Annotated in this window: 25 protein-coding genes and 1 pseudogene; 13 read left to right on the forward strand and 13 right to left on the reverse strand. The window is 41.2% G+C overall.

The window, feature by feature from the left end; translation table 11 throughout:
* Nucleotides 1–51: 51 nt before the first annotated feature.
* Nucleotides 52–258 (reverse strand): transcriptional regulator, encoded by a 207-nt coding sequence (locus Q0274_RS09295; protein ID WP_297962191.1) that lies wholly within the window; start codon nucleotides 256–258, stop codon nucleotides 52–54.
* A 320-nt stretch (nucleotides 259–578) separates the two neighbouring features.
* On the opposite strand from Q0274_RS09295, the gene Q0274_RS09300 reads away from it, so the two are divergent.
* The 4 genes and pseudogenes from Q0274_RS09300 (at nucleotide 579) to Q0274_RS09315 (ending at nucleotide 2,302) form a co-directional block, all read left to right on the forward strand.
* Nucleotides 579–1,043: a hypothetical protein gene (locus Q0274_RS09300; RefSeq protein ID WP_298029157.1), complete on the forward strand. Its 465-nt coding sequence runs from the start codon at nucleotides 579–581 to the stop codon at nucleotides 1,041–1,043.
* Nucleotides 1,044–1,117: 74 nt separating this feature from the next.
* A complete protein-coding gene (locus tag Q0274_RS09305) occupies nucleotides 1,118–1,585 on the forward strand; it encodes a hypothetical protein (protein ID WP_298029159.1) in 468 nt (155 codons plus the stop codon).
* A 55-nt stretch (nucleotides 1,586–1,640) separates the two neighbouring features.
* Nucleotides 1,641–1,880, forward strand: a pseudogene (locus tag Q0274_RS09310) (hypothetical protein); the annotation flags it as partial.
* Between the two features lie 20 nt (nucleotides 1,881–1,900).
* Nucleotides 1,901–2,302, forward strand: a complete 402-nt coding sequence (locus Q0274_RS09315) for a hypothetical protein (protein WP_298029161.1) — start codon at nucleotides 1,901–1,903, stop codon at nucleotides 2,300–2,302.
* 227 nt (nucleotides 2,303–2,529) lie between these two features.
* Here Q0274_RS09315 and Q0274_RS09320 read toward each other — a convergent pair whose 3' ends face one another.
* The 6 genes from Q0274_RS09320 to Q0274_RS09345 all read right to left on the reverse strand — a co-directional run bounded on the left by Q0274_RS09320 (nucleotide 2,530) and on the right by Q0274_RS09345 (nucleotide 8,565).
* A complete protein-coding gene (locus tag Q0274_RS09320; RefSeq protein WP_298029163.1) occupies nucleotides 2,530–4,347 on the reverse strand; it encodes a hypothetical protein in 1,818 nt (605 codons plus the stop codon).
* Entirely contained in the window at nucleotides 4,344–4,943 is a 600-nt protein-coding gene (locus tag Q0274_RS09325) for a hypothetical protein (protein WP_298029164.1), read from the reverse strand. Before Q0274_RS09325 ends, Q0274_RS09320 begins: the two co-directional genes overlap by 4 nt.
* A gap of 153 nt (nucleotides 4,944–5,096) precedes the next feature.
* Entirely contained in the window at nucleotides 5,097–6,278 is a 1,182-nt protein-coding gene (locus Q0274_RS09330) for a hypothetical protein (protein ID WP_298029165.1), read from the reverse strand.
* Nucleotides 6,279–6,460: 182 nt separating this feature from the next.
* The gene (locus tag Q0274_RS09335; RefSeq protein WP_298029167.1) at nucleotides 6,461–6,712 is read right to left on the reverse strand and encodes a hypothetical protein; all 252 of its coding nucleotides are present in this window, start codon (nucleotides 6,710–6,712) and stop codon (nucleotides 6,461–6,463) included.
* A 184-nt stretch (nucleotides 6,713–6,896) separates the two neighbouring features.
* Nucleotides 6,897–8,336 (reverse strand): hypothetical protein, encoded by a 1,440-nt coding sequence (locus tag Q0274_RS09340; RefSeq protein WP_298029169.1) that lies wholly within the window; start codon nucleotides 8,334–8,336, stop codon nucleotides 6,897–6,899.
* Complete coding sequence (locus Q0274_RS09345) at nucleotides 8,329–8,565, reverse strand: hypothetical protein (protein WP_298029171.1); 237 nt, start codon at nucleotides 8,563–8,565, stop codon at nucleotides 8,329–8,331. The genes Q0274_RS09340 and Q0274_RS09345 overlap by 8 nt, the downstream gene beginning before the upstream one ends.
* Nucleotides 8,566–8,748: 183 nt before the next feature.
* Between Q0274_RS09345 and Q0274_RS09350 the strand changes: the two genes are divergently transcribed.
* The 7 genes from Q0274_RS09350 to Q0274_RS09380 all read left to right on the forward strand — a co-directional run bounded on the left by Q0274_RS09350 (nucleotide 8,749) and on the right by Q0274_RS09380 (nucleotide 15,031).
* A complete protein-coding gene (locus tag Q0274_RS09350; protein WP_298029173.1) occupies nucleotides 8,749–9,456 on the forward strand; it encodes a helix-turn-helix transcriptional regulator in 708 nt (235 codons plus the stop codon).
* Nucleotides 9,457–9,805: 349 nt separating this feature from the next.
* Nucleotides 9,806–10,066 carry a hypothetical protein gene (locus Q0274_RS09355; protein ID WP_298029175.1) on the forward strand — a complete coding sequence of 87 codons (261 nt, stop codon included), beginning with the start codon at nucleotides 9,806–9,808 and terminating at the stop codon, nucleotides 10,064–10,066.
* 119 nt (nucleotides 10,067–10,185) lie between these two features.
* Entirely contained in the window at nucleotides 10,186–10,701 is a 516-nt protein-coding gene (locus tag Q0274_RS09360) for a hypothetical protein (protein ID WP_298029177.1), read from the forward strand.
* Between the two features lie 117 nt (nucleotides 10,702–10,818).
* A complete protein-coding gene (locus Q0274_RS09365) occupies nucleotides 10,819–11,223 on the forward strand; it encodes a hypothetical protein (RefSeq protein WP_298029179.1) in 405 nt (134 codons plus the stop codon).
* A 132-nt stretch (nucleotides 11,224–11,355) separates the two neighbouring features.
* Nucleotides 11,356–11,682 (forward strand): hypothetical protein, encoded by a 327-nt coding sequence (locus Q0274_RS09370; protein WP_298029181.1) that lies wholly within the window; start codon nucleotides 11,356–11,358, stop codon nucleotides 11,680–11,682.
* Nucleotides 11,683–12,049: 367 nt separating this feature from the next.
* Complete coding sequence (locus Q0274_RS09375) at nucleotides 12,050–14,119, forward strand: TonB-dependent receptor (RefSeq protein WP_298029183.1); 2,070 nt, start codon at nucleotides 12,050–12,052, stop codon at nucleotides 14,117–14,119.
* Between the two features lie 120 nt (nucleotides 14,120–14,239).
* Nucleotides 14,240–15,031: a class I SAM-dependent methyltransferase gene (locus Q0274_RS09380; RefSeq protein ID WP_298029185.1), complete on the forward strand. Its 792-nt coding sequence runs from the start codon at nucleotides 14,240–14,242 to the stop codon at nucleotides 15,029–15,031.
* 436 nt (nucleotides 15,032–15,467) lie between these two features.
* On the opposite strand, the gene Q0274_RS09385 is transcribed toward Q0274_RS09380, so the two are convergent.
* From Q0274_RS09385 to Q0274_RS09400, 4 genes are all read right to left on the reverse strand, one after another.
* Entirely contained in the window at nucleotides 15,468–16,388 is a 921-nt protein-coding gene (locus Q0274_RS09385) for a hypothetical protein (protein WP_298029187.1), read from the reverse strand.
* Nucleotides 16,389–16,705: 317 nt separating this feature from the next.
* Nucleotides 16,706–17,413 (reverse strand): WD40 repeat domain-containing protein, encoded by a 708-nt coding sequence (locus tag Q0274_RS09390; protein WP_298029189.1) that lies wholly within the window; start codon nucleotides 17,411–17,413, stop codon nucleotides 16,706–16,708.
* On the reverse strand, nucleotides 17,388–17,846 hold the full coding sequence (locus Q0274_RS09395) for a hypothetical protein (protein WP_298029191.1): 459 nt from the start codon (nucleotides 17,844–17,846) through the stop codon (nucleotides 17,388–17,390). The genes Q0274_RS09390 and Q0274_RS09395 overlap by 26 nt, the downstream gene beginning before the upstream one ends.
* Nucleotides 17,847–17,901: 55 nt before the next feature.
* Entirely contained in the window at nucleotides 17,902–18,456 is a 555-nt protein-coding gene (locus Q0274_RS09400; RefSeq protein ID WP_298029193.1) for a manganese efflux pump MntP family protein, read from the reverse strand.
* An 87-nt stretch (nucleotides 18,457–18,543) separates the two neighbouring features.
* Between Q0274_RS09400 and Q0274_RS09405 the strand changes: the two genes are divergently transcribed.
* Both Q0274_RS09405 and Q0274_RS09410 read left to right on the forward strand, forming a co-directional pair.
* A complete protein-coding gene (locus tag Q0274_RS09405; RefSeq protein ID WP_298029195.1) occupies nucleotides 18,544–19,173 on the forward strand; it encodes a hypothetical protein in 630 nt (209 codons plus the stop codon).
* Between the two features lie 43 nt (nucleotides 19,174–19,216).
* On the forward strand, nucleotides 19,217–21,058 hold the full coding sequence (locus Q0274_RS09410) for a DMT family transporter (protein WP_298029196.1): 1,842 nt from the start codon (nucleotides 19,217–19,219) through the stop codon (nucleotides 21,056–21,058).
* Here Q0274_RS09410 and Q0274_RS09415 read toward each other — a convergent pair.
* Together Q0274_RS09415 and Q0274_RS09420 are read right to left on the reverse strand one after the other, a co-directional pair.
* On the reverse strand, nucleotides 21,002–21,805 hold the full coding sequence (locus Q0274_RS09415; RefSeq protein WP_298029198.1) for a metal ABC transporter permease: 804 nt from the start codon (nucleotides 21,803–21,805) through the stop codon (nucleotides 21,002–21,004). The two genes, Q0274_RS09410 and Q0274_RS09415, sit on opposite strands and share 57 nt — an antisense overlap.
* Nucleotides 21,798–22,565: an ABC transporter ATP-binding protein gene (locus Q0274_RS09420; RefSeq protein WP_298029210.1), complete on the reverse strand. Its 768-nt coding sequence runs from the start codon at nucleotides 22,563–22,565 to the stop codon at nucleotides 21,798–21,800. Before Q0274_RS09420 ends, Q0274_RS09415 begins: the two co-directional genes overlap by 8 nt.
* Nucleotides 22,566–22,644: the final 79 nt, after the last annotated feature.

Raw genomic sequence — 22,644 nt, forward strand, 5'->3', positions numbered from 1 at the left:
ATTCCATCCCGAATCATTCAAATATGCGGGCTGCGCCTGAAATAAACAAAATCATTTTAAGCGTAAATCGGCATTCCCTTCCGCAAGGTCTTGAAGCTCGTCTAAATTCTTTTGCGCCTGCTTTAACAGCTCGTCAAATTTAAACCCGAGCATTACGATACGATAAAGCTCGGGTTTATTCTTACGCCAATTATAAAGCGTTTTTGTATCGATTTTTAAAATTCCCGCTATATCTCTTTGTGATAAGTTATGTCTCATTTTTTACCTTTTAAATGGGAATTTTCAAGAAAATTTACTATCTATTCAACAAAGGAATAATTCCCGACTTTTAACTTTTACAAAGGAATTGTTTCTTTGTTTTAAGTTAAGTCATACGTGATTAATATTCCAAGAAATTTTTCAAAGGAGTGCATATGAGTTATGCAGATAGTAATCTTTAAAAATGGTGGGAAAATCGTCAAAATGACGAAAAAAGTCGGCGATATATGCCTATTAAAATACTTATGGATTAGTCTTTTTATCCACGAGAATTTTGAAAAAAACGACTACTTGTCAATCTAATCAAGAAAGGGAAAATCATGGAAAAACTAAGGAAATACTATGTTTTAGCCGTTGCGGCTCTTAACTTTGTAATATGCGCTATCGCATTTTTTATATGGACGAGGATTGTGGTAATGGCAACAGACGATCACATTTTTTATTTTTCTTTAATAGCGGCAGCGGCTGTATTTATTCTTTGCTATCTTTGCGCAGAATTTGCAGTAAAAAAAGGAATAATTACAAGTGAAAAAAAGAAAAAAAGCTCTTTGGCTAATAAATCAACACTACTTAGCCTTTTCGCAATCGCTATAGCTATCGCGATTTCACAATCTCTTTTCCAGGTATCAGATAGAATAAAAAAGGAATACATACCTGGACGATACGATCATTATTCCGTTTATAATGTAGATATAGAGAGAATAAAAGATAAAGTGTATTTGTTAGAAAAAAATCGTCCGGAAGAACCATTAGATAAATTTAGAAAAAAATATGAAAGATATTAAAAACTAAATCTAAAAATCAAAGGTTTTCAAACATTTTTTTCAAATAAATTAATTTCAAAAACAAAGGATATAAAATGAAACTATCAACTATGGCTTTAACTACAATTTTAGCTTTAACTTTTACGGGTTGTGCTTTAGACGATGCGTTAAATAGCGTAACAGGAACTATTGATTCTATTACTGCACCGAGCGGAACAGCTAATAAATCAACAAATTCAAAAACAGAAGTAAAAAATTTTAAAACCGCAAAAGACTTAGAACATTTTTGCAATACGGCACTTGTAGGTGTTCAATATAAAGCAACATCTCTTCCACCATTAAAATGGGGTTTCCTAGCTGGAATAGAAGATGCAGAATTAAATGTCATGAATTCAAGCATGAAAATAATTTTAGAACCACAAAACCACTATCGATATGAAAACCCATATTTTGGACCCGAATATGATCCAAGAAACCCAAATCAAATTATAAAATTGAAAAAACCAGTTCTTATTGAAAAAATGACAGCTAATGGATATAGTTGTCGTATTAGTTATTATTAATAACAATCAGTATCATTAAAAAAGTAAAAAACTAAAACAACAAAAGGACACGCTCATGATTATCTCAATTCTAAATAAAAAAGGCGGAGTAGGCAAGACTCCCTTCGCCTTTAGCATAGCAAAGGATCTATCGCTATATCTACAAAGCAACGATACTAGTTGCATAGAGCAAATCTATCCAAATTATGCAGTTATTACTGATTCGCCTAAGCTAATAGATAACTGTGTATATGATTTCGGCGGCTTTAAAAGTGCCGGCGTATTAAAAATCATATCTGAAAGTGATTTTGTATTATTTCATAGAAAGGATAAATAATGTTTTTTATAATAACAATGATAGTGTGCATATGGTGCTTAATAGAAGCAGTGTTCGCAATATTTTGTGGACTAACAGCGCCTTTATTTAAACTAGCAGGAAAAGCAATCTTATGGATAATAAAAAAGACTATATATGCTATACTATTTACAATAGGAATTACAATAGGCTTTTTAATTGGAGCAATATTTGGTATAATTAAAGCTCCAATAGATCTAATTATGAATAAAACATCAAACAGCTCAAATAAAAAAGAAGCTTCCGACGCAAATGACTATAACTACGGCTTCTACCAATTAGATTCCTACACCCAAGACCTAATAAGAAGCGCTAGAAAAGACAATTTTACATGCGTTCACAACGGAGAAGAACTGCTTCATGTAAAAGACTTTTTAGCTTAATTAGTCATAGTTGAAATAACGTTCGAATTTACGAAAGCTCATTTACCGTTAGGGGCAGTGCTGCGCTATCGCTTGCGCTGGGGGAATATCACAATCCGAGAAAGAAAAGAATTTAATCGATCTTTCGTTCCCCCGAGCGGAGCGCAGCGACGCTCGCTCCTACCGGTATGATCAGTTACACTGATAGATATCGAGCGTATTCTGCCGAAGATCTATATACCGCGATTTCATATATCTTGAGAGCCTAAATTTTTTGATTTGTTTTGAGAAGGTAGATTTTTCTGTAGCGATGGAGATATTTCTGCGATCTTCTTTTGAACCCTTTCATATGCCTTATCTATCATTTTTTGCTTATCCATTTCAAAATTTTCGCCTTTCTTTTGCTTCATCGCCCGGCCCGTTTTAATGTATTCTTCTTTATTAAAAAGCATAGCCGAAAATTCTAACATACCACCTGTATTGGGGAGCTCTTGTATATACGTATCGAATTTATCGCTATATTCTTCTTTATCTAATAACTTATTGAGCGGTCTCTTACATTTCATAAGAAGCCACTCACGAGCTTCTTCGTATGTTTCGAATTCGAGCTTTTCGTTAGTTCTATTTAATTTCTCACTATATTTTACAAAGATCATATAGGGTTTTTTAAAATTACGATTCCACCGTCCTTCGCGCTCCTTCTCTATACGAGATTGCTTGGATGTAGATTTCTTCGGTGCAGCTGGTTTAGGCGCAATAGGCTGTGGTGTAGGTTTTTGCGTCGATTGCGATGCTTCTTGCTCGGCTTTTGTTTGAGTAGGTTGCTTTTGAGAGAATAGCGATCGGAATCCATTTTTAAAATCTTCCCAAAGATCGCGGACGTATCCTTCTCTACCGCTTGGTTTTTCAGGCTTTTTCTTTTTGATAACGACCTTTTCTTTATCGACTTTTTCTTCTACGACTTTTAATTCTTCAACCTTTTCCTCTACAATCTTTTTAGCACGTTCAAGTTGAGACAGCAAGAAATGGTTTTTATGTTTTCCATTGGGTAGGTTTTCCTTCTCGGTTTTCAGCAAAATTTTATCGCCTATACAGAGATTATTATCATTACATATACGATCGAGATCAATACCCCTTACTCTGCTTGGTTTACCATTGGACGAGCGTAGTTTGATTTGATCCACTTTGCCATCGCTTTCGCGTCTGATGATCTCTTCGATCGTCATAAGGCGGTCAGGCTTTTCGTGCTCCGGATATAAAGTTTTATCAAAGCGCTTCGGATCATCTAGCTCATAACCGCGCATTCTCATTAATAGCGTCATCTCTTCACGCAATTCATACATTTTAGTGCGGTTAAGATCCTGATAACGACAAAGCACGTGTATATGTGGGAAGTTGCGTTCGCCATTGGGTCCTTTTCTTTGTTCGGGGTGTTGAGCGATTAGGCATTCATCATCGATCATCCATGAATGCCTACACTTCTCTACCGTTTGCTTCCATGATTCTACAAGCGCTTCGGTAGCTTTACGCGGATCTTTGCATTCAGCTTTAATATGAAAAATCAGATGCATAGTTTGAGCGCGCTTTGAGTTTTTTTCAAAACCTGATATAAAATCATTAATCATAACGCGCTTTCCATCAGGATCTGAATGTTCAATATCGGAAAAGCCCGGAGCATAATGCGTTAATATAACATCGTCATTTTTATCGTTCGATAGCCCTGCGATGTATTGTGCGGATCTAATGATTTGAGCTTGCGAATGATGTATGCTGCACTTTTTCATTATTAACTGATTTGACGGTTTAGATCCACCGCTGCTATAATGCCCTTTTTTCTTATCGTCATAAAGCTTAGATGCTTTGGAAGGTTTCGGCGCTTTGGTAGATTTTGGCACCGGAGCTAATTTAAATTTGCGCTTTGGCTGATATTTCGCTTCGTTAGGCATAGCTGGTTTTGGATGATGCTTTATCCCGGTTGGAATATTGATTAAAGGCGCAAACGGATCTTCGGCATCTACATACGATCGTGATTTATTATCCCAAACTTTTTTTGGCTGCGGTTTCATTTTTTATTCTTTGGTTTGCGCTTTGAATGATCTTGACTTGTAAATTTCCTAGTTACATGCAAGGGCTCAAAAAAATCTTTTAGTTTTGGACTATTGACATAACTAAGAATTTGCTCTTCTACTTTGTATGTATATTCGATCAGATTTTCCTTTTCGGTTTGATTTAAATCGCTAGAAGTTAAAAAGAGCTGTATTAAATCTCGTAGCTGCACATAAAGTTTTTTAAATTTTTGAGAGATTTTAGCTATGTCGATATAATACTTTGACGTTACATAATTGCTGCCATAAAGCACACTGCGAAATGCGTTCGAGATGAATTCTCTAGGTATAAAACCTCTATCAATAATCGCTTTAAGCTCACAATCGTAGAGTAAAATCATTATACCGTGTCGTTTATTTTCGGCAAAATTCATCGGCGGAAATTCTTCGGGCGATCTATTCATTAGCTCATTTTGGATCAGACGAAGCATAAAATCTTTGTTACTTAATTTCTCATTCGGGTATAGTTCGTTTTTGAAAGCATTCATTTTGTCTTTGGGTATTTCAACATACGAAATATCACGAATTCGTTTTGGTTTTTGAATTGGATCTTGCATCTTTTATTCCTTTCTTTATAAATTTTATCGTGCGATAGCACTTGATTTTATACCTACGATAGCACTACAGGCCGTCGGCAGGACCTAGGTGAAAAATAGCGTTGGTCTGACCAATGCTATCTTTCACCGTTCTGTGCACTATATAAATTTCTTTCATTCTAATCCCTCTATATTATCGTCATATTCTCCGCCGATCCATTTTCGTTTCCAAAAATAATCACAGATTTCTTTAGAAGCTTGGAGCAAACTTAATCCTTTATGCGCACTATAAAATTCTAAAAGGTCATTACCGTTTTGAGTTTCGCCGAAGTCTGTAAAAATAAAATGGTCGTTCACTTTTTTAAAATGTCCGCTTGGATTTTTATCGTTAGCCCTGATACTAAAAGCATGAGACTCTGAAAAAATTGCGTCCATCTTTTCGATCAAAAATTTTTTGATGTTGTTTTCGTCGTTGAGAGTTTTTGATTTTTTAAGAGCTGAAAAATCTACCCAATCATTTTTTCTTATCACCTCCGGCTCACGATAAATTTTAATATCGTCTAGAGATGAAAAATCTTTTGCGACAAAATTTTTTCTAGGCTCATCGTTTTGAGTGGATAAAATTTTAACGGACAAAGTTTTAAGCTCGCTTTGCTTTTTTGAAATTTCATCGCTCGTAATTTCGAAAGCCTTTCCATCATAAAAAGATTTTAAAGAAGATCGAGAGCTTGCATAGCAGAAAAACATTCTTGCCTTATCGGTTACGGCTAAGTCAGAGTTTATTCCTAACTTTTCATTAGCTACTGCATAGATCGCTTTTAAATTTTCGGCGGTTTGTTCTATCGGCAGAGTTTCGATAAAGATACGATAAGCATATTGGTTATTTGGATCAGACGTGCGACAGATGATGTGGTTTATATTCATAGCCTTTAGCTTGTCATGCATTTGCTGATCGCTAAGAGGCTTTGTCTCTCCTTCGTGATAATCTACGTCCAATACTAAAACTACGATCGGGAACAACTCGGTAGTTTCCTTGCTGCGATAAGCTCTATCCTTAGGCTCTTGGCTACGAGCGTGTTCTTTACTATTTTCGCCGTAGAAGTATATGACTCCGTTCTTGCCGTGACGGACAAAAAGATGTTTATTCTTCTCTGTTCGATAGCACTTATTCATAGCAAAGGCAGCAGAGCTACCAAGTAAACCTTCTAAACGGCTAATAGATGAAATATTTAAGCGATAGTTCGTAAAATACGTTGCCATGCTTTTCATCTTATCTTTTGCAATATTTGGATCATTCTTTTCGCTTATGGGCTTTTTCGAATCGTAAAGCTTTTTTAGAGCAATGTATAATCTCATATAAGAAATCCTTTCTCCGATTTAATCGGTTATGATGAGAAAGCTTATCTACCGTTAGGGGGTAGCGCGCGCTTCGCTTGCGCTGGGGGAATATCACAATCCGGGAAAGAAAAGAATTTAATCGATCTTTCATTCCCCCGAGCGGAGCGCAGCGACGCTCGCTCCTACCGGTCAAAGCTTTTTCATAATTTCAACTTTTCACAAGAGCAACGCTCACCTAAATCAAGACTATTTCCTTGAGAAATCTCGCTTTCCTCAAAATTAGCCAAAACGCCATAAACGGCTTTGCGATAATCTTTGCATATTTTTAAACGCCCTATATCGGTTGCCGCACACATACAACGCTTGTTCTTTTCATCATAATTCAAGCAACCCAAATAAAACTTCGAGCTGCTACCATCGCATGGAGCACTAAAATTAAGATTATTTGTCATAAATTTGTCCTCTCGCATATTAAATTAATATATTTAAAATTTCGCCTAAATTCATTCTTTTTTCTACTTTTATAAAAAAGCTGCCACATTGCCACAAAGGTGCTTCTAGCTCCCTTATAATCGTGGCGAAGTCGTGTGGCAAAAAGTTGCCACAAAGCTGCCACTTGCCACAAAAACTTTAATATTAGATTAAAGTAAAGCATTCTTGTTGTCCTCTCCAAGGTTTTACAAAGCCATCAAGTATATTTGATAAAGAACTATTAGTTAGCCCATATTTCCTATATTTTCTACTCATTAAAATATCTCTAGGCGTTAGGCTTGGATTGGCTTTTATTCTCTCTAAAAGTTCATTTCTAAGGTTAAAAATACCTTCCGCTGCACTGTCTAACTCTTGTAGAAAGGGTTTGACATCAAAATAAAAGCTACAAAATCTTATCGCCTCATTAATGGTATCGCTAGAAGGGATATTGTTAAATTCAAACTCCCAAATTTCTTGCGTAGAGCCTTGATAACGATCGTATTCTGTGATACAATGCAAAATTTGAATGATAGCCTGTAAATTGTAGATTTGGCGATTATAGAACTCTTTGAATTCTAATTTGCTATCTTGCAAGCTAGAATGAATCTGCCTAGCGAATTTATCAAAACTCGGATCGTCGTAAACGGAATTTATATCTATATCGGGGCTAGGACGCACCGTCATAAAAAAATCCACCATATCATCTACCCACTTTAAATAAGGCTCTAACTCCGAGTCATTAACCTCTTTATATCTGCTGTCTTCATACTTAAGTATGTTCTTAGTATAAATAAGTATAAAGCGATTGATAAAACCACCTGCAAAAGCCTTAACGAGCTTATCGTCTCCACCTAGCTGTTGTATATTGGTATCGGCATAGATATAGATTTTGCCGCTTACTTCAGGTGGCAGGTTCTGCGCATTTTTATATATACCGGGGGTAAATTTAGAGATAGATCCGTGCTGCTCTGTTAAAGTATTAAGTAGCTCCGATCTTGCTGGATTCTTTAGGGTATCGGCTATTTCGCCGAATAGAAAATAAAGCACATTCGCTTCAGTAAGAGTAGCATAAAAGCCCTCTTGCGTAGCCTTAATGTCGCCAAAAAATAAAGTGGGGCGAAGTAAGCCTTTATTATCTTTGATCTCGTTTTTATGCTCTTCGTTGAACTTTGCGTTTTCTTTCAGCTTATCGATTACGCTTTTAAACAATTTCTTTTGAAAGCGCAAATTTGTGCCTTTACCCGTTCCGCTATCGCTTATGTCTAAAACCCAAAAAGGATTTATGTTTAAATCGCAATGAAAGACTAGAATAGCCGATAGTGTCTGCAAGGCAACTAACTCAATCTGTCGGTAGTTAGAAGGAACGTGCTCAAATGAGAACTTGCACCACTTTTTCAGAGCTTCCGAGCTAAAGCCAAACGGGGTTTTATAAATAGCTGCAAGCTTTTCTTTCTGTCCCTCGCTTACGATGATTTCAGGGACATTTAAAGGATAGTCGGGTATACTTATACCCGTATTTAAGCATTCTGAACTGCTTTTTACTCGCTCCGTATTCTTATGAAAAGGTGGATACGGAGCTCTTTTCTTTTTCGATCTCCTACTCATCGCATATCGCCCCTTTTCTTTGAGACAATAGCCATTTTTCTATATCTGTTTTTAGATACAAAATATGCTTACCTATTTTTACAAACGGAATGGTATATTTTGTAGCACCACCTTCATAGTTACGCCTCATTCTAAGCTTTGCTTGTTGGGTCCGAGAAATGCCGTATTGGTCTTCAAGCTGGTAGGTTGTTAGCCAGCTACCGTTAGTTATATAGTTCGATACTTTCATAGTATCCTCCTTTGAATGAATATTTATCATCTATAATTTGAGTATATCCTAAATAATTTGTAGCTTTATACTTGAATTAATTATAAGGCAAATAGGCTTAAAAAATCCTTTACTTTTAAGATGCTTTAGATGCTTTTCAGTAGTTTTGTGTTACTATTGCTGAAAAATCTATGGTGGCACAAGATGAAAACTGATGAAAGCCCGGGTGCAAAATTAAAAAGACTTAGAATGGTTTGCCGTTTGTCGCAAGAACAACTTGGAAACGCATTAGGTATTACCAAAAGCAGCATTAACGCTTACGAACAAGATCGTAATCCTATAAACGATAATGTAAAAAGTAAAATTGAACGAGCAACGGGCATAGGCGCAGATTATTTTGATACGGATATGGACTTATTTGAAGCTTGTGCAAAATATAAATTAGATCCAATGCATTTAAAATTAAAGTCGCTTACGGCATGCGCGGTTTTATTTTATGACTCCATTGATAATTTCGTAGCTAAAAAAAAGCCGATAGACCAAAAAGTTATGAAAGTAGAGATTTTAGAATTGTTGGCGGAATATAGCGATTCTGAATGTTGTTTTGTAAAAGTCGGCAAAAGAGAGGGCTGCTCCATAGCACAAGAAGGAGATATATTAGTAGTAGTAGTTGATGACGATCCGCTTTTAGGCGATTGGATTATCTTAAAGCATGGTAGAAATAGACACATCCTTCAGTATCTAAAAAAAAGCCTTACTGAAGATGTTGTATGGCTTAGATCGTCTATATATAGCTTCGAATTGGATTATCAAACATTTCGAAGATATGTTGAGATTGTGGGCATAATAAAATCTAAAATCTCAATTAGCACTAAGATCCAAGAAACCATACCAGATTATTTAAGAAAATAGTGTATTATTGCCATTTGCAATGAATGATCTTTGACGGAAAATAAGGTTTATAAAAAGTAAATAGGGGCATAATTAGGGGTCTTTATGCTAGCTTAAATTACAAAACCCTTTCTACAGCGATATTTTAAATATAAAAACGGGTGCAATCGGGCCACCACTTAAGTTGTTTTCAAATTTTAACCGCTTCATTTTCGCGCACAGCACCTGTCTTAAATTTAGTTATTCCGACTCCTTTCATTTTTATTTTAGATATAATTTTTCCTGAAATTCTATGAGATCGATTAGCCGATCGATGAGGTAAATTTTATATCGGCAACCGATTAAATTTAGAAAGGAGTATCAGCGATATATGGGACAGTATGTTATAAAAACATTAGACTATTGCGCAGAAAAGGGGCTACAGCTACAATGGGAAAAGGACTTCGCGATCTCCGTCAATGCTTTAGGAAACGAAGTTGCTATAAGGGCGAATAAAAGCGGGCTTATATCTCTTGCTAGGCATTTGCTTACTTTAGCGCAAGATTCCGCGCCGAAACATTCGCATATACATCTGGATGAGTATAATTCGCTTGAGGAGGGCTCGGCGGAACTTATATTGGAGAAAATATGAACATAAATAGCATCAAAATAGATGGAAAAAGTTATTATACTCCGCAATCAAAGGGATTTGGATCATATTTGACGGCGCTCGATGAATAACGGTATAGTGCGCAAAAGGAGAATAAATCAGTGCTGCCGAATAAAATTTATATTAAAGACGATCCTCTAACTATCGATGAGGAACTTATGGAGCATGAGCATCATAAATTAGATATTAAAATTCTAGAAGACAAAAAGCTTGTGGTATTAGGCTTTACTACGAATTTGGCTATGTATTATTTCGCAAAAAACATTTTAACATTCTCGTATAATGAAAGGGTCTCATACCTAGAGCTTTTCCCTTATGATACAGTGAACGGAGTGCGATTTGCAAAAAATAGCGCTCAACTATGCATAGATATAGAGAAATTTATCAAAATAGACGAAGCGGAGTGCTATATAACGGACGATATGGATAAGTATAAATTTGAGCTGGATTTTAAAACGTACTACCAAAGCGTTACGCTTTATTTTCCTAGTACGAAGGATTACATAAATTTCGCCAAATATCTGCTAAGCATAAGTATCTACAATAGAAAAAATAGGGTAAAATTTTATAGCGAAGATTATACGTTGATTTTACAATACTCCAGGTTTGTTATGTGAGAAATTTAGAGCGATCAAAAATAAAATTTTATCTCTCATAGAGATCAAATTTAAGGGTTGGGCGTATGGCGCAAAACGTTATAAATAAAGCAGATCATAACGAAAAGGAACGGCAAAATGCTAGATAGAATTGCCTCTTGTTTAACGGGCATAATGTGCTTCTTATATCTTATAAATTTTACAGTACATAAACATGTAAAGATAGGCGAGAAATATATTAAATTTGATGATGCGGGTATTTTATGGGTATTGCCCGCAACTGTATTTTTAATAGCGGGTATTTACGGCTTTTATTTCGCCTTTCGCTCTGAAAAGAGCATAAAAAGATACCTAGAGTATATGTGGTGTGCAGACTGCGGTAAATTTTACCGATACGAGGATGTCAAGGATACGGATCAAATTTGCCCAGACTGCGGCAAAAAGCTCACGGAGTATAATGACGGCGACTACTGTAAAAGAAACGCTCCTCATCAAGGCGCTAAAACTCCGAAGATCAAAAAGCGTAAATTTAAAAAGCGATGAAATTTTGATTTGTTATACGAGGAATATATAAAAATGCTAAATAGAATTTTTGCATTAATCGGATTTTTTGCTTTTTTCGCATGGGGACTAGCGGCCGCTTTATTGGGGAAAGTCGATATAAAGCCAGGCTTTATGGCATCGGTAAAATTTGATAGCGCGTATCTGCGTATCATCATAGGAATTTTATGCTTTGCGGCGTGCGCTTTCTTTTTATATCTCGCATTTCGCCCTGAAAAAAGCGTAAAGTATTATCCTAAATTTATGCGCTGCAAAGGGTGCTTTAAATTTTATAATTTCTCGGACGTTAAAGATAGAAGTGTTTGCCCTAAATGCGGAGGCGAGCTACAAGATTATGCCGAGATAGAAAAGTGGAATCAAGCGGAAAAGAATAAAAAGCTTGAGAAATATTATAAATTTGAAAAAGAGTGGCTAAAGAGGATGAGCCATGATAAAAATTAATTGATACTCAAACAAAATCAAAAGGCCTTAGGAATAAAAAATGAGCGCTAGGATAGGTTTAATACTTTTAGGTGCATTTTAAGACGGGTATAATTTTAGGAATTGACTAAATTTTAAAAATTCCAGCTAGATCCGCTTTGCGAATTTGCCGCTTTAAGAAATAAAAACCGCTAAAGAGTCTAAATTTAAAACCGAAATTTTACCGCGCTACGTAAAACGCTCAAAATTAAAATTTCATCCAAATTCCGCTTAAATTTTAAAAAATCTATCTTTAATCTTTGAAATTTATTATTATTTAATCAAGAGAAATTATAATATAGCATTTGCAAATCATTCGCAAAATTCTAATTTTGAATAGGGGAGAGTGATGTTTAAGAAATTTTATCTTTCAAATGCCGCGGTCGCGCTAAGTTTGTGCGCCGCCTTGCAACTAAACGGGGCTGAAAATAACGCTACATCCGCAAATATCGCGCCTAGCGCGCAAGCGGTAAATTCCGCCGCTCCTAAAAGCGCTTCCGGCGCGAACGCCACAAAGCTAGGCACCATCGTAGTTACCGCAACTGGCTTTGAGGACACGCTTAAAAACGAGGTTCGCAACGTCTCCGTTATCACCGCGGAGGATATGGAAAATCGCGGCTACCGCGATCTGCGCGAAATTTTAGAAAAGGCGCCGGGGGTTAGCTTTAATGGTAGGTCAGTTGATCTACGCGGGCAAGGTGCGAAAGCCAATACCTCCGTCAAGGTCCTTCTTAACGGAGTCGCTCTCAATATGATCGACACGACGCCCACGACCATCCCGATCGATCTCGTTCCTATTGAGGATATCGAGCGCGTGGAGATTATCCCCGGCGGCGGTAGCGTGCTTTATGGCAGCGGCACCAGCGGCGGCGTGATAAATATCATCACGAAAAAGGGCGCAAAATATCCATACGCCAATGTCTCTACCAAGATCGCGTCGTATAATTATAAAGATCTAAATTTTGGCGCAGGCGGGAATGTGAGCGAAAATCTATTTCTAAAAACCGCGATAAAGGGCTTTGATCAGCATGGATACCGCAAAGGCGAAAGAGAGCGAGGCTACTATACATCATTTGGACTAAATTATAAAATTTCAGATGATCAAAGCCTCTCTTTTAATCCGAGCTTTTATCGCGCTAGGACGCATGATGTGCCGAGTTTAGGACTTGTCAAACTTAAAGCGGATCGCCGCCAACAGGGAGGTGAGAGAACCTTTACCAAAAGCACACGATTAAATTTTGACTTGGATTATGCGGTGAAATTCGGCGATAGATTTGAAGCAAATTTACAGCCTTATTACCAAGATATTAGAATTTTACAAAAAGGCTTTGTGATGAAAGATCGCAAAGAGGGGGCAAATTTAAAGGGCAAGCTCGACTACGACAGCGGCGAGCTCATAGCGGGATATGATTATCTTAAAAATAAGGGCTTCCGTAGGATCGATTTTAATACTGTAATAAATCCTATGGTGAGTCGTTCGCAGCTTACGATCTTTGATATGCAAAAACAGACGCACTCGGTTTATGCCTTAGAAAAGCACGACTTCACGGAGCTATTTTCACTTAGTGCTGGCGGGCGTTTTGAGCGTGCTGAATACAAAGTAGATCGCGAAGTCTCTACGACGATGCGTAGGATGGGGCGCATATTTCATACTCAAGACAGCACACACGTAACGGATGATAAAAACAATTATGCTTTTGAGATCACGCCGAATTTTAATTATTCCAAGGATGGCAACGTCTATTTTAAATTTGAGCGAGGCTATATCTCGCCGGGTCCTAATCAGCTCATCGATAAGCTAAGTTCTAGCGGCCCTTACGTGCTTAATAACCTCAAATCCGAAACCTTTAAAACCTACGAGATCGGCATGAAGGATCTAATCTATGGGCAATACGTAAGCGCGACGCTGTTTTGGACCGATACGAAAAACGAGATCGTAAACGAGCTACTCGGTAGCGGCTTTAATAGCGGTTGGCATTTTATAAATATCGACGAGACGCGCCGCAAGGGCGTAGAGCTGTATGCGGAGCAAAGTCTGCTTTCAAATTTAAAGCTCAGCGAGACCTTTTCATACGTGGACGCCAAGATCCAATCCGGCGCAGATAAAGGCAAGCAGGTCCCGCTAGTGGAGCGCTCGAAGTTCGTTTTGGGCGTCGATTACGAGCCGATTAGAAATTTAACGCTGATGAGCGATTTTAAATATTTCTCATCATCGCACGACGCCAACCACGATAGGATCGATTCGCGCACGATCGTGGATCTGGGCGCTGCGTACCGCTTCTCAAGCGGATTTTTGATAAGCGCCGGAGTCAAAAACGTCTTTGACGAGGAGTATAATTACAACCAAAATTTACGCGCAGACGACTATACTCCAGCTCCCGGACGCAACTACTACGCGGAGTTTAAATACACCTATTAGAGTGCGTTTAAATTTAGGCGGGGTTTTGAGCTGCGGACTTTAAAATTTACGAGCGAAATTTAAAATTTTGCCGCGGCACGCTTTGCCGCCGCGGGATTAAATTTAATAAAAGGAGCGAAGATGAAACCGGACTATAAAAACTGGGTGCCTAAGGGCATGATCGCGTCATTTGCCGCGGGTGCGGGCGTGGCGTTAGTTTTATTTTTGATTTTCGGCGTTTGCGGTTTGGGTGTTAGCGGTGCGCTAAGAGGCGTGCTAGCTGGGCTTTTCGGCGCCGCGGCGCTGTTTTTGATCGGCTTTACGATCTACTGCGTCGTGTGGTACCGCGCGTTTGATTACGGCGGCAAGCGCCAGCTCTCTCGCGCGATCGTAGAGGGCACGGCAAAATACGTAGATCTGCCCGAGGGCGGGCGCGGGCTGGACGTAGGCTGCGGCAGCGGCGCTCTAACTATCGCCGTTGCTAAGCGCAACCCGCACGCATCGGTGCTAGGCGTCGATCGCTGGGGCTTTGAGTACGCGTCTTTTAACAAACAGCTGTGCGAATCCAACGCGCGCGCCGAAGGGGTGCAAAACGCTAGCTTCGAGCAGGCCGACGCCACGCAGCTGCCCTTTGAAGATGGCAGCTTCGATGCGGTTACAAGCAACTACGTCTATCACAACGTCTCGAGCAAGGACCGCCAGGCGCTGCTTTTAGAGACGCTCCGCGTGCTTAAAAAGGGCGGCAGCTTCGCGATCCACGATCTTTTCTCGCGCGGAAACTACGGCGATATGGACGCTTTCATCGCGCGACTTAAGGAGCAGGGCTATGAGCGGGTCGAGCTTATAGATACGACGCAGGGGCTTTTTATGGGCCCTCGCGAAGCCAAATGGCTGATGCTCGGTAGCTCAAAATTGCTGGTGGGTAAGAAATAGATTTTTTGTAAATTTAGATTTAGGCAAATTTGAAGACGGATTAAATTTTAATCCCACCCGCTTTTAGCCGAATCCAGATCTTTAGGCTAGACTAATATATAATTGGCTATTTATCTCAAAAAAGAAACCGCGAAAGGAATTATTTCGGCCGAGGGCGTTATCCTTGCTGTGGGCGCGCTAACGGTCGCCATCGGATATTTTGTGCTTCTAGCAGCATTTATCCTATAGTGGTATAGGCTGCGAGAGATCAAGACCGCTTAAATTTATCGTATTTGTTCTGTGAGCTAAGTGCATGCGGGTAGAATCTGCTGCCGAATTTTAATTTTGTGATTTTATGCAAAAAATCCGCGCCTCAAATTTAGCAAGGATTGCCCTCGGCATAGGCATAGCCGCCCTGTGCGATTTTACCGCTCATATCTACTATTTTTGACATAGATTACTCCTTATTTTGTTTAAATTTGTTTTTAAAATCTGCATAATTCATATATGCTTTATATGGTTCCCATAATATGCCCATATATAAGCCCTTGTAATTTCCGCAATTATCTATACCTATTCTATACATAGAATAATTTTCTAATATAATCTTATTTCCTTTATCTCCAATAATTTCAACGCTTTCTTTAGTAACGTCAAGTTTATTTTTATCCATCCAATCATTTAAGGTGCAAAAATCATCACTTTTATCAATACGTTTAAGGGCTAATAGCATTCTTAGCGCTAGCCTATTATCGTTTTTGTATATGATCTTCTTGCTTTTTCCGGTAAGTAAATCAAGCAATTTAATCTTAATAGTAGGATCCTCGGCTATAAACAAAGAATCATATCGATAATACTCGCTATAATGGTTGTCCTCATTATTAAAGTAGATAGAATAATTAAGTTCCCCTTTATCATTAAAAAGCTTGCTATCCTCCCATGGATACACCACGCTTTCATCATCTATAGCTTTTAGTATGGATTTATCTATCGGCGCAATTTGTTTTCCGTCTTTGCAAATTTGTCTGCCGATAGACAATAAATTTTCTAAATTTAACTCTTTAGGTATTTTCCAAAATTCGCACTTATCGTCGGGGCGCTTGTCGCCGTTGCAAGGTTGGATTCTGAAAAACGGGATATTATGCTTGTAATTATACTCTTTATGATGTTGTTGCAAATACTGTTTAAACGCTATCTCTTTTAATTCATTATCCGATAAGATGCCAAAATGCAGAGGATTGGTGCAAACTCCGGCGTAGTTTAAGCCCATATTTATAGGCATATAAGGGATAAACGTCAAAATGCAGATGATAAAAATCGCAGAGATTATATAGTGGCGTTTTATAAGGCGCAGAGAATTAACAAAGAATTTTTTCAAATTTGCCCCCTTCAGATTTCGTGCAATGATAGCCGATTTAAGCTTAACTGGCAAGATATGATATTAAAGCCGTAGCGGCTAAGCTTTTTCAGGCGCTATTTAGCATTAAAAGCGCCTTATTTTGTTGATTCAAGCGAAAATTCTATCAAAGCCGCCGCCGCAATCGAAACGCCGATATTCAATTTTATATAGGCCGTTACGCTTTGGGTGTCGAATGGCCCAAAACCGGGCGCGCTATTAAAAGATCGAGAGGAGATCGCTCGCCTTAAAAGCGCAATCTGTAGAAGCCTACACCTGCGGCTTAAATTTCACGGAATTTAAACGCGATACAAACTAAAGCAGCCGTAGTCGGTGCGCACGGCTAAAAATTCCTCGTCGTTTATACGCTCAAATTTCGCCTTGCAGCGTTTAACGATGTGCGAGAGCTCAAAGCTAAGCCACAAATTTCCGCTTTTTAGATCGACGATGCGAGCCTTGTCGTAGTTTATTAACGCCAGCCGCGAACCGTCCGCGCTAACGCAAAGCTCGTCCGCCTCGGTGCATTCGTCCCTCAACCATACAGGATTAAGCCGCTCGCCGCTTGCAGCGTCAAGGCAAACTAGCTTGCCTGCGTAGCGCTTCTTGCCTAATATCGAGCCGTCTGGTAGAAAGCAAATTTTATCCAAAATGCCGGAGCCCCCTTTTATCTCGCTTAAAATTTTGCCGCAAGAGCCGTCAAGCGTGCTTAAAATTTGAATCTCGTTTTGCTTGCAACAAAGCGCCAGTCGCGAGCCGTCCGCACTAAGCGCGATGCAAAATATCGGCGTGGAGCTTTTCATTTCGGCCTTATATTGCGTAAGAAGCGAAATTTCGCTGTCTCGCAAAATAAAAATTTGACCGAACATCGCAAACGCCGTCGTCTCGCCCGCTGCGCCCGCAGCACAAACGCGGCTCGTAAATTCTCTATTTCTTTTAAAATTTAGCTCTTTGGAAAGGTCGGCAAACTCGCCCGTTTTTGGATCAAATTTGAAAATAAAATGATCCAAATCCAAAAGTAAAATTTCGCCCGCCCGCTGCGCATGCCGGCTTTGGCAAGAGGGTCTGCTGCTTTACGGCGCCGCTCGCGTCCAGCCTGATGAGAAAATCATCCAGCGCGCCGCCCTCTTTGTAGCCGCCGCATTTATAGACGAAATTTTCGCCCTCAAAGCTCGCAAACGCCAGCGCGCCCGTGTATCCGCCGCCGATGTAAACGTGCAGGCTCGTTTCGCCAGGCCTCGCATCCGCGTTTTGCATGACGTAGCCCTTTTTTAGGCTCTCCCACTTCTTTTTTACGCAGGCTTTTTGCGCCTCGTCCGCGCCGGCAAACTCCTTTTGCGTCTGCCTCATTTTGCCGTTTTTGATGCTCTCGCTGAGTAAAATTTTGCCCTCTACGCGCAAATTTAATCGGTCGCCGCCGCTTAAATTTATTAAATTTTTCATTTTCGCCCCTGCGGATTAGTTTTAAAAATTATCGCAAAGCGGCGCTTAAAAGTCGCTAAATATCGATAACGCCGAGGTGCGAGAGTAAAATTTTAACCCCGATTAAGATCAAAATCGCGCCGCCTAAGACGAGCGCCTTGGCTTGCAGAAATCTGCCCGTTAGCTTGCCTGCGTAGCACGCCGCGACGCACAGCGCGAAGCAGATGAGCCCGATTACGCAACAGGCGTAGAGGATGTTTATCTCGCCAAAGGCAAAGGTCACGCCCACGGCCATCGCATCGATACTGGTAGCGATCGCGCCCAGCATCAGCTCCTTCGTGCCTAGGCACAGAGGGGGCTCATCCTGCTCGTGGCGGGATTCTGCGATCATCTTAATGCCTAAAAACGATAAAATTCCAAACGCGACGAAGTGATCGATTTGCGCGATAAATTTTACGAAATTTATCCCCAAAGCATAGCCTGCAAGCGGCATTATAAATTGAGCTGCCGCATAGGAAAACGCGACGCGCGCGATCTGTGCAAATTTAAAATTCGGATATTTCGCGCCGTTTGAGATACTAAGCGCGACGCTGTCCATCGCAAGCGCGAAAGCGATGAGTAAAAGCTCCATATTTAGCCCTTTTGGTATTATAAAAGCGTTGATTATACATTAAAATTTTCGAAATAAAATAATCAATCTTTAATTAGGGAAAAAGCCTTGCTTAAAAATCTAATTTTTTGCCTTTTGCCGCTCATAGCGGCCGCGAGTTGGGAAGAGGTCGCCGTAAAGGGGCTGGACGTCGTCATCAGCGCAAACGTGGGCGATAGCGAAAATTTTAAAAACTCACTAAGCACTTTAATAGAGCGTGCCGCAAATGAATACGAACGCACTGGCGTACAGGATTACGAGCTCGATCTGCCTAGCTACATTACCGAGCGCGCGGGCAAAAAAAGTATCGCCGTGCAGAATATGCAAAGGCTGGCGAGCAAGAAGCTAAGTCTTGCCGTAGAGCCGATCAAAAAGCTCGTACTCGCTAAAATAAAAGATATGTCCGAAGCCGATACTAAGGCGGTAATGAGCGGCGAGATGCTATTTAGCCACTATCTGCGCACAAATGCCTTTGATGAAATTTACGAAATCATTCGCCCTTTGGCACGTGAACTAGGAACTGACGCGAGCTTTGCTAAAAGCTTTAAAAGTGCCGTCGGACGCGAGCCTGGAGACGATTTTAGTAGCGAATTCAGCAGTGCCTTCATCAACGAAAGCTTCGATTTTTTAAGCAAAAACGAAAGGGAGTTTCGCAAAAACTCGGGCGCGATTTTAACCGCCATAAAGACGATCAGATAGGCGCGACCGCACTAAAATCTCGGCGAAATTTTACTTTAAATTTATGAAAAATTCTATCTTGGGGCCTGCGGAAAATTTTAATTCAAAACCCGCTTTAAATTTTATCTTAGATACGGTGCGCGAGCGTGCAAAAAACACAGCGCCCGGCAGTAAGGTAAATTTCGCTCCCGCTCCCTACCTCAAAAGAAATTTCAAATTTCAAGACGCGGCCGCCGAGTTAAATTTTATCCGCGAAAGAAATTTAAAATTTTATCCCGCTTCGGCCGGTTTCGCCGCACGCAATCGTGCCTCAGTCAGTTTTGCCGTGCATAGTCTCGTAGCGCCCTATTCCGCTCCGCGCGTCAAAAATCCAGGAAGAAAATCCACTTTAAATTCCGCGGCTCTTTCGCTAAATTTAAAGTCCGCGCAAATTCCGAACTGCGCCGAAAGCAAAGCTTTAAATTTCGCAAAAGCTTACAAAACAGATCCTTGCGAAAATTCCGCAAGAAATTTCAAACGAAATTTTATATTAAATTTTGCGGAAAATTTCACTCATAGCGGCGCAAATAGCGCGAGTCCGTTAAGTCGTGCGAGCGTTGCGAATGATCTGAATTCGATCCTCGCAAAAAGCCTCGCTGACGCCAATACTCGACGCTCCGAGAAAAATTTTACCAAGGTCATTGCGAACGATCCATGCTCCGCCAGCACGCCGCAGAGCTTTGGATTGAAAAATTTTAAGGCGCGGAATTTTGCGAAGAAATCTAATTCGGCAGAGAATTCTAGCTCCGCTCGAAGCTTAAATTCCGCGCAGAATTTCGATTTCGCGCAAAGCTCTGATTCTACGCAGAGCTCTGCTGCCGCGCAAAATTCTGCCTCTACGCAAAATTGCACGCAAAGCTCGAATTCCGCGCAGAGTTTCGGGCAAAATTCTAATTCCGCGCAAAGCCATGCGCAAAACCCCGCTCCGCCTAGCAGGTTGTGGGATCTGGGGCTACTTTTTGTAGCGATCGTTTGGGGATGCACTTTCGTGCCGGTTCAGCGCGCGCTGCATAGCGGCGACGTTTTTAGCTTTTTATTTTGGCGCTTTTTGGCGGCAAGCATTTTTACCTACCTCGCCTGCCTGCGCTTCGGCGTCAAATTTGACCGCGGCACGATAGGGCGGGGCGTGTTTTGCGGGCTGATGCTGTTTTGCGATTTTTCCTGCCAGACCATAGCGCTTGATTATGCGCTATCATCGACGGTGGCGTTTATTTTGGGGCTAAATGTCGTCATCGTGCCCTTTTTAATGCTTGCGTTTTTCGGTAAAAAGGTCGGTGCGAGCGCCTTTGGCGGCGCGGTCGTGGCGCTTTTGGGGCTGTATTTTTTAAGCGGGGCAAGCGGCGCGGTGGGATTTGGCATAGGTGAGCGGCTGACGTTAATCTCGGCGTTTGCTTACGCGCTTCACATCGTCTTTACCGGCGTTTGCGCGCGCAAAAGCAATCTCTACGGCTTTGTGATCGTGCAGTTTATCTGCGTCTGCGTCTGTGCGCTGATCGCGGCAGTTTTCGCTCCGCACGCGGAATTTCAAGGCGAGATAAAGGTACTTGGAAATTTGATCTTTTCGCCGAGTTTTGATTTCGTTTTCGCGCTGGTTTTAACCTCGATCTTTGCCACCGTCGCGGCGTTTGTGATCCAAACGATGGCGCAAAATCGCGGCGTAAGCGAGATAAAAACGGTGCTTATTTTCGCGCTGGAGCCCGTAAGCGCCGGCATTATGGGGTATGCTTTCGGCGAGAAGCTAAGCGCGCTTCAAATTTTAGGCGCGGCGCTGATACTCGCAGGCATCCTGCTTAGCGAGCTGGGCGGGATTTTAGGCGCGAAGTTTGCTAAAGATCGAGCTTGCGAAAAAGCAGACCGAGGCGACTAGGATTATCGAAGCGCCGCTGGTTAGATTGAGCTTAAAGCTCAAAATAAGTCCCGCTGCGCAAAAAAGCGCCGATAGCGCGCAGCTTATCGCCATCATCGAGCCTAGGCTTTTTGAAATTTTTTCGGCGATGAAGGGCGGGATCGTCATTAGCGAGATCACCAAGATTAGTCCTACGATCTGAATCGACGCGACCACCGCGAGGCTCGCCATTACCACGAGGGCGTAGTAAAAGACGCTCGTATTTACCCCACGCAGCAGGGCGAATTCCTTATCGAAGCTGATCGCTAAAAACTGCCTGTAAAAGCATGCCGTAAGCGCCGCAAACGTCGCGCCGCAAATGCCGATGAAGATTAAATTTTCATGATTTATCGCCAAGATCGAGCCGAATAAAAAGCTCATCAGATCGGATTTGTACCCGGGCGTGAGATCGGCGAAGATTATCCCTAGCGCCATTCCAAACGCCCATATTGCGCCGATTACGGCGTCGAAGCGCTCGGTATTTCGCAGCGTGATGTAGGCGATTAGCAGCCCCAAAAACAGCGCAAATACGCTAGCTCCCAACACGGGCGAGATGCCTAAAAATAGCGCGATGCCGATGCCGCCGTATGCGCCGTGTGCGATGCCGCCTGCTATGAAGCTCATGCGATTTATCACGACTAAAGAGCCTACGACGCCGCAGACTATACTGACCAAAAGCCCGCCGAGCAGGGCGTTTCGCATGAAATCGTAAGATAAAATTTCAGCCATTTTCGCCCTCCTTGCAGCAGCATTCGTTAAGCGCGAGATCGACGGCGCAGAAGTGCCCGTGCTCGCGTCGCAGGTGCTCTAAAAATTCCGCTCTGCCTCCCGGATCGATCTCATGAGTGTGCGCCGAGCCGTTTGCGACGTAAAGCGCGCGGTTTGCGTAATTTAGCGCGAGCTGCACATCGTGGCTGATTAGAATTATGCCGCAGCCGCCCTCGTTTAGGGATTTTAAAAGCTCGTAAATTTGAACCTGCCCCATCGTGTCGATGCTCGCTAGCGGCTCATCAAGAAGTAAAATTTTAGCCTTCGCGCACAGCGCCCGCGCGATGTAAACGCGCTGTCTCTGCCCGCCGCTAAGTTCGCTGATACGGCAGTCTGCAAGGTCTTGCATACCTACGCGCCCCAGGGCTTGCATGGCTTGCTCGCGCTCGAATTTACTATAAAAGCCTAAAATTTTCTTATCTATCAGCCCCATTAAAACGACTTCGAGCACGCTTATGGGAAAGCTTTTGTTTATCGCGATGAACTGCGGCACGTAGCCCATTTGCGCCCTGGCAAGCGCGGGCGATCTGCCTAAAATTTCGATCGTGCCCGAGCTTGGTCGCAGCAGCCCCAAAAGCAGCTTTAAAAGGGTGCTTTTGCCGCCGCCGTTGGGTCCGAAAATCGCTAAAAAATCGCGCAGCTCGTAGTTTAAGTTTATATCTTTTAAAATTTCGCGTTTTTCGTAAGCAAAGTTTAAATTTCTTATCGTCACGTCCGCCATGAACGCCCTTTCGCCTAGATTTTGAAAGCATTTATTATAGCCCAAATTCGGAAAAATTGCCAAATTTTGCTATTATTAC

Origin of the sequence: uncultured Campylobacter sp., from assembly GCF_937973075.1 — a bacterium.
Taxonomy (GTDB): Bacteria; Campylobacterota; Campylobacteria; order Campylobacterales; family Campylobacteraceae; genus Campylobacter_B.

Bases quoted from the DNA above. Each gene is read 5' to 3' on its own strand.
- Q0274_RS09295 (WP_297962191.1), bottom strand. From the start codon at position 258: ATGAGACATAACTTATCACAAAGAGATATAGCGGGAATTTTAAAAATC.
- Q0274_RS09300 (WP_298029157.1), top strand. From the start codon at position 579: ATGGAAAAACTAAGGAAATACTATGTTTTAGCCGTTGCGGCTCTTAAC.
- Q0274_RS09305 (WP_298029159.1), top strand. From the start codon at position 1,118: ATGAAACTATCAACTATGGCTTTAACTACAATTTTAGCTTTAACTTTT.
- Q0274_RS09315 (WP_298029161.1), top strand. From the start codon at position 1,901: ATGTTTTTTATAATAACAATGATAGTGTGCATATGGTGCTTAATAGAA.
- Q0274_RS09320 (WP_298029163.1), bottom strand. From the start codon at position 4,347: ATGAAACCGCAGCCAAAAAAAGTTTGGGATAATAAATCACGATCGTAT.
- Q0274_RS09325 (WP_298029164.1), bottom strand. From the start codon at position 4,943: ATGCAAGATCCAATTCAAAAACCAAAACGAATTCGTGATATTTCGTAT.
- Q0274_RS09330 (WP_298029165.1), bottom strand. From the start codon at position 6,278: ATGAGATTATACATTGCTCTAAAAAAGCTTTACGATTCGAAAAAGCCC.
- Q0274_RS09335 (WP_298029167.1), bottom strand. From the start codon at position 6,712: ATGACAAATAATCTTAATTTTAGTGCTCCATGCGATGGTAGCAGCTCG.
- Q0274_RS09340 (WP_298029169.1), bottom strand. From the start codon at position 8,336: ATGAGTAGGAGATCGAAAAAGAAAAGAGCTCCGTATCCACCTTTTCAT.
- Q0274_RS09345 (WP_298029171.1), bottom strand. From the start codon at position 8,565: ATGAAAGTATCGAACTATATAACTAACGGTAGCTGGCTAACAACCTAC.
- Q0274_RS09350 (WP_298029173.1), top strand. From the start codon at position 8,749: ATGAAAACTGATGAAAGCCCGGGTGCAAAATTAAAAAGACTTAGAATG.
- Q0274_RS09355 (WP_298029175.1), top strand. From the start codon at position 9,806: ATGGGACAGTATGTTATAAAAACATTAGACTATTGCGCAGAAAAGGGG.
- Q0274_RS09365 (WP_298029179.1), top strand. From the start codon at position 10,819: ATGCTAGATAGAATTGCCTCTTGTTTAACGGGCATAATGTGCTTCTTA.
- Q0274_RS09370 (WP_298029181.1), top strand. From the start codon at position 11,356: ATGGCATCGGTAAAATTTGATAGCGCGTATCTGCGTATCATCATAGGA.
- Q0274_RS09375 (WP_298029183.1), top strand. From the start codon at position 12,050: ATGTTTAAGAAATTTTATCTTTCAAATGCCGCGGTCGCGCTAAGTTTG.
- Q0274_RS09380 (WP_298029185.1), top strand. From the start codon at position 14,240: ATGAAACCGGACTATAAAAACTGGGTGCCTAAGGGCATGATCGCGTCA.
- Q0274_RS09395 (WP_298029191.1), bottom strand. From the start codon at position 17,846: ATGAAAAATTTAATAAATTTAAGCGGCGGCGACCGATTAAATTTGCGC.
- Q0274_RS09400 (WP_298029193.1), bottom strand. From the start codon at position 18,456: ATGGAGCTTTTACTCATCGCTTTCGCGCTTGCGATGGACAGCGTCGCG.
- Q0274_RS09410 (WP_298029196.1), top strand. From the start codon at position 19,217: ATGAAAAATTCTATCTTGGGGCCTGCGGAAAATTTTAATTCAAAACCC.
- Q0274_RS09415 (WP_298029198.1), bottom strand. From the start codon at position 21,805: ATGGCTGAAATTTTATCTTACGATTTCATGCGAAACGCCCTGCTCGGC.
- Q0274_RS09420 (WP_298029210.1), bottom strand. From the start codon at position 22,565: ATGGCGGACGTGACGATAAGAAATTTAAACTTTGCTTACGAAAAACGC.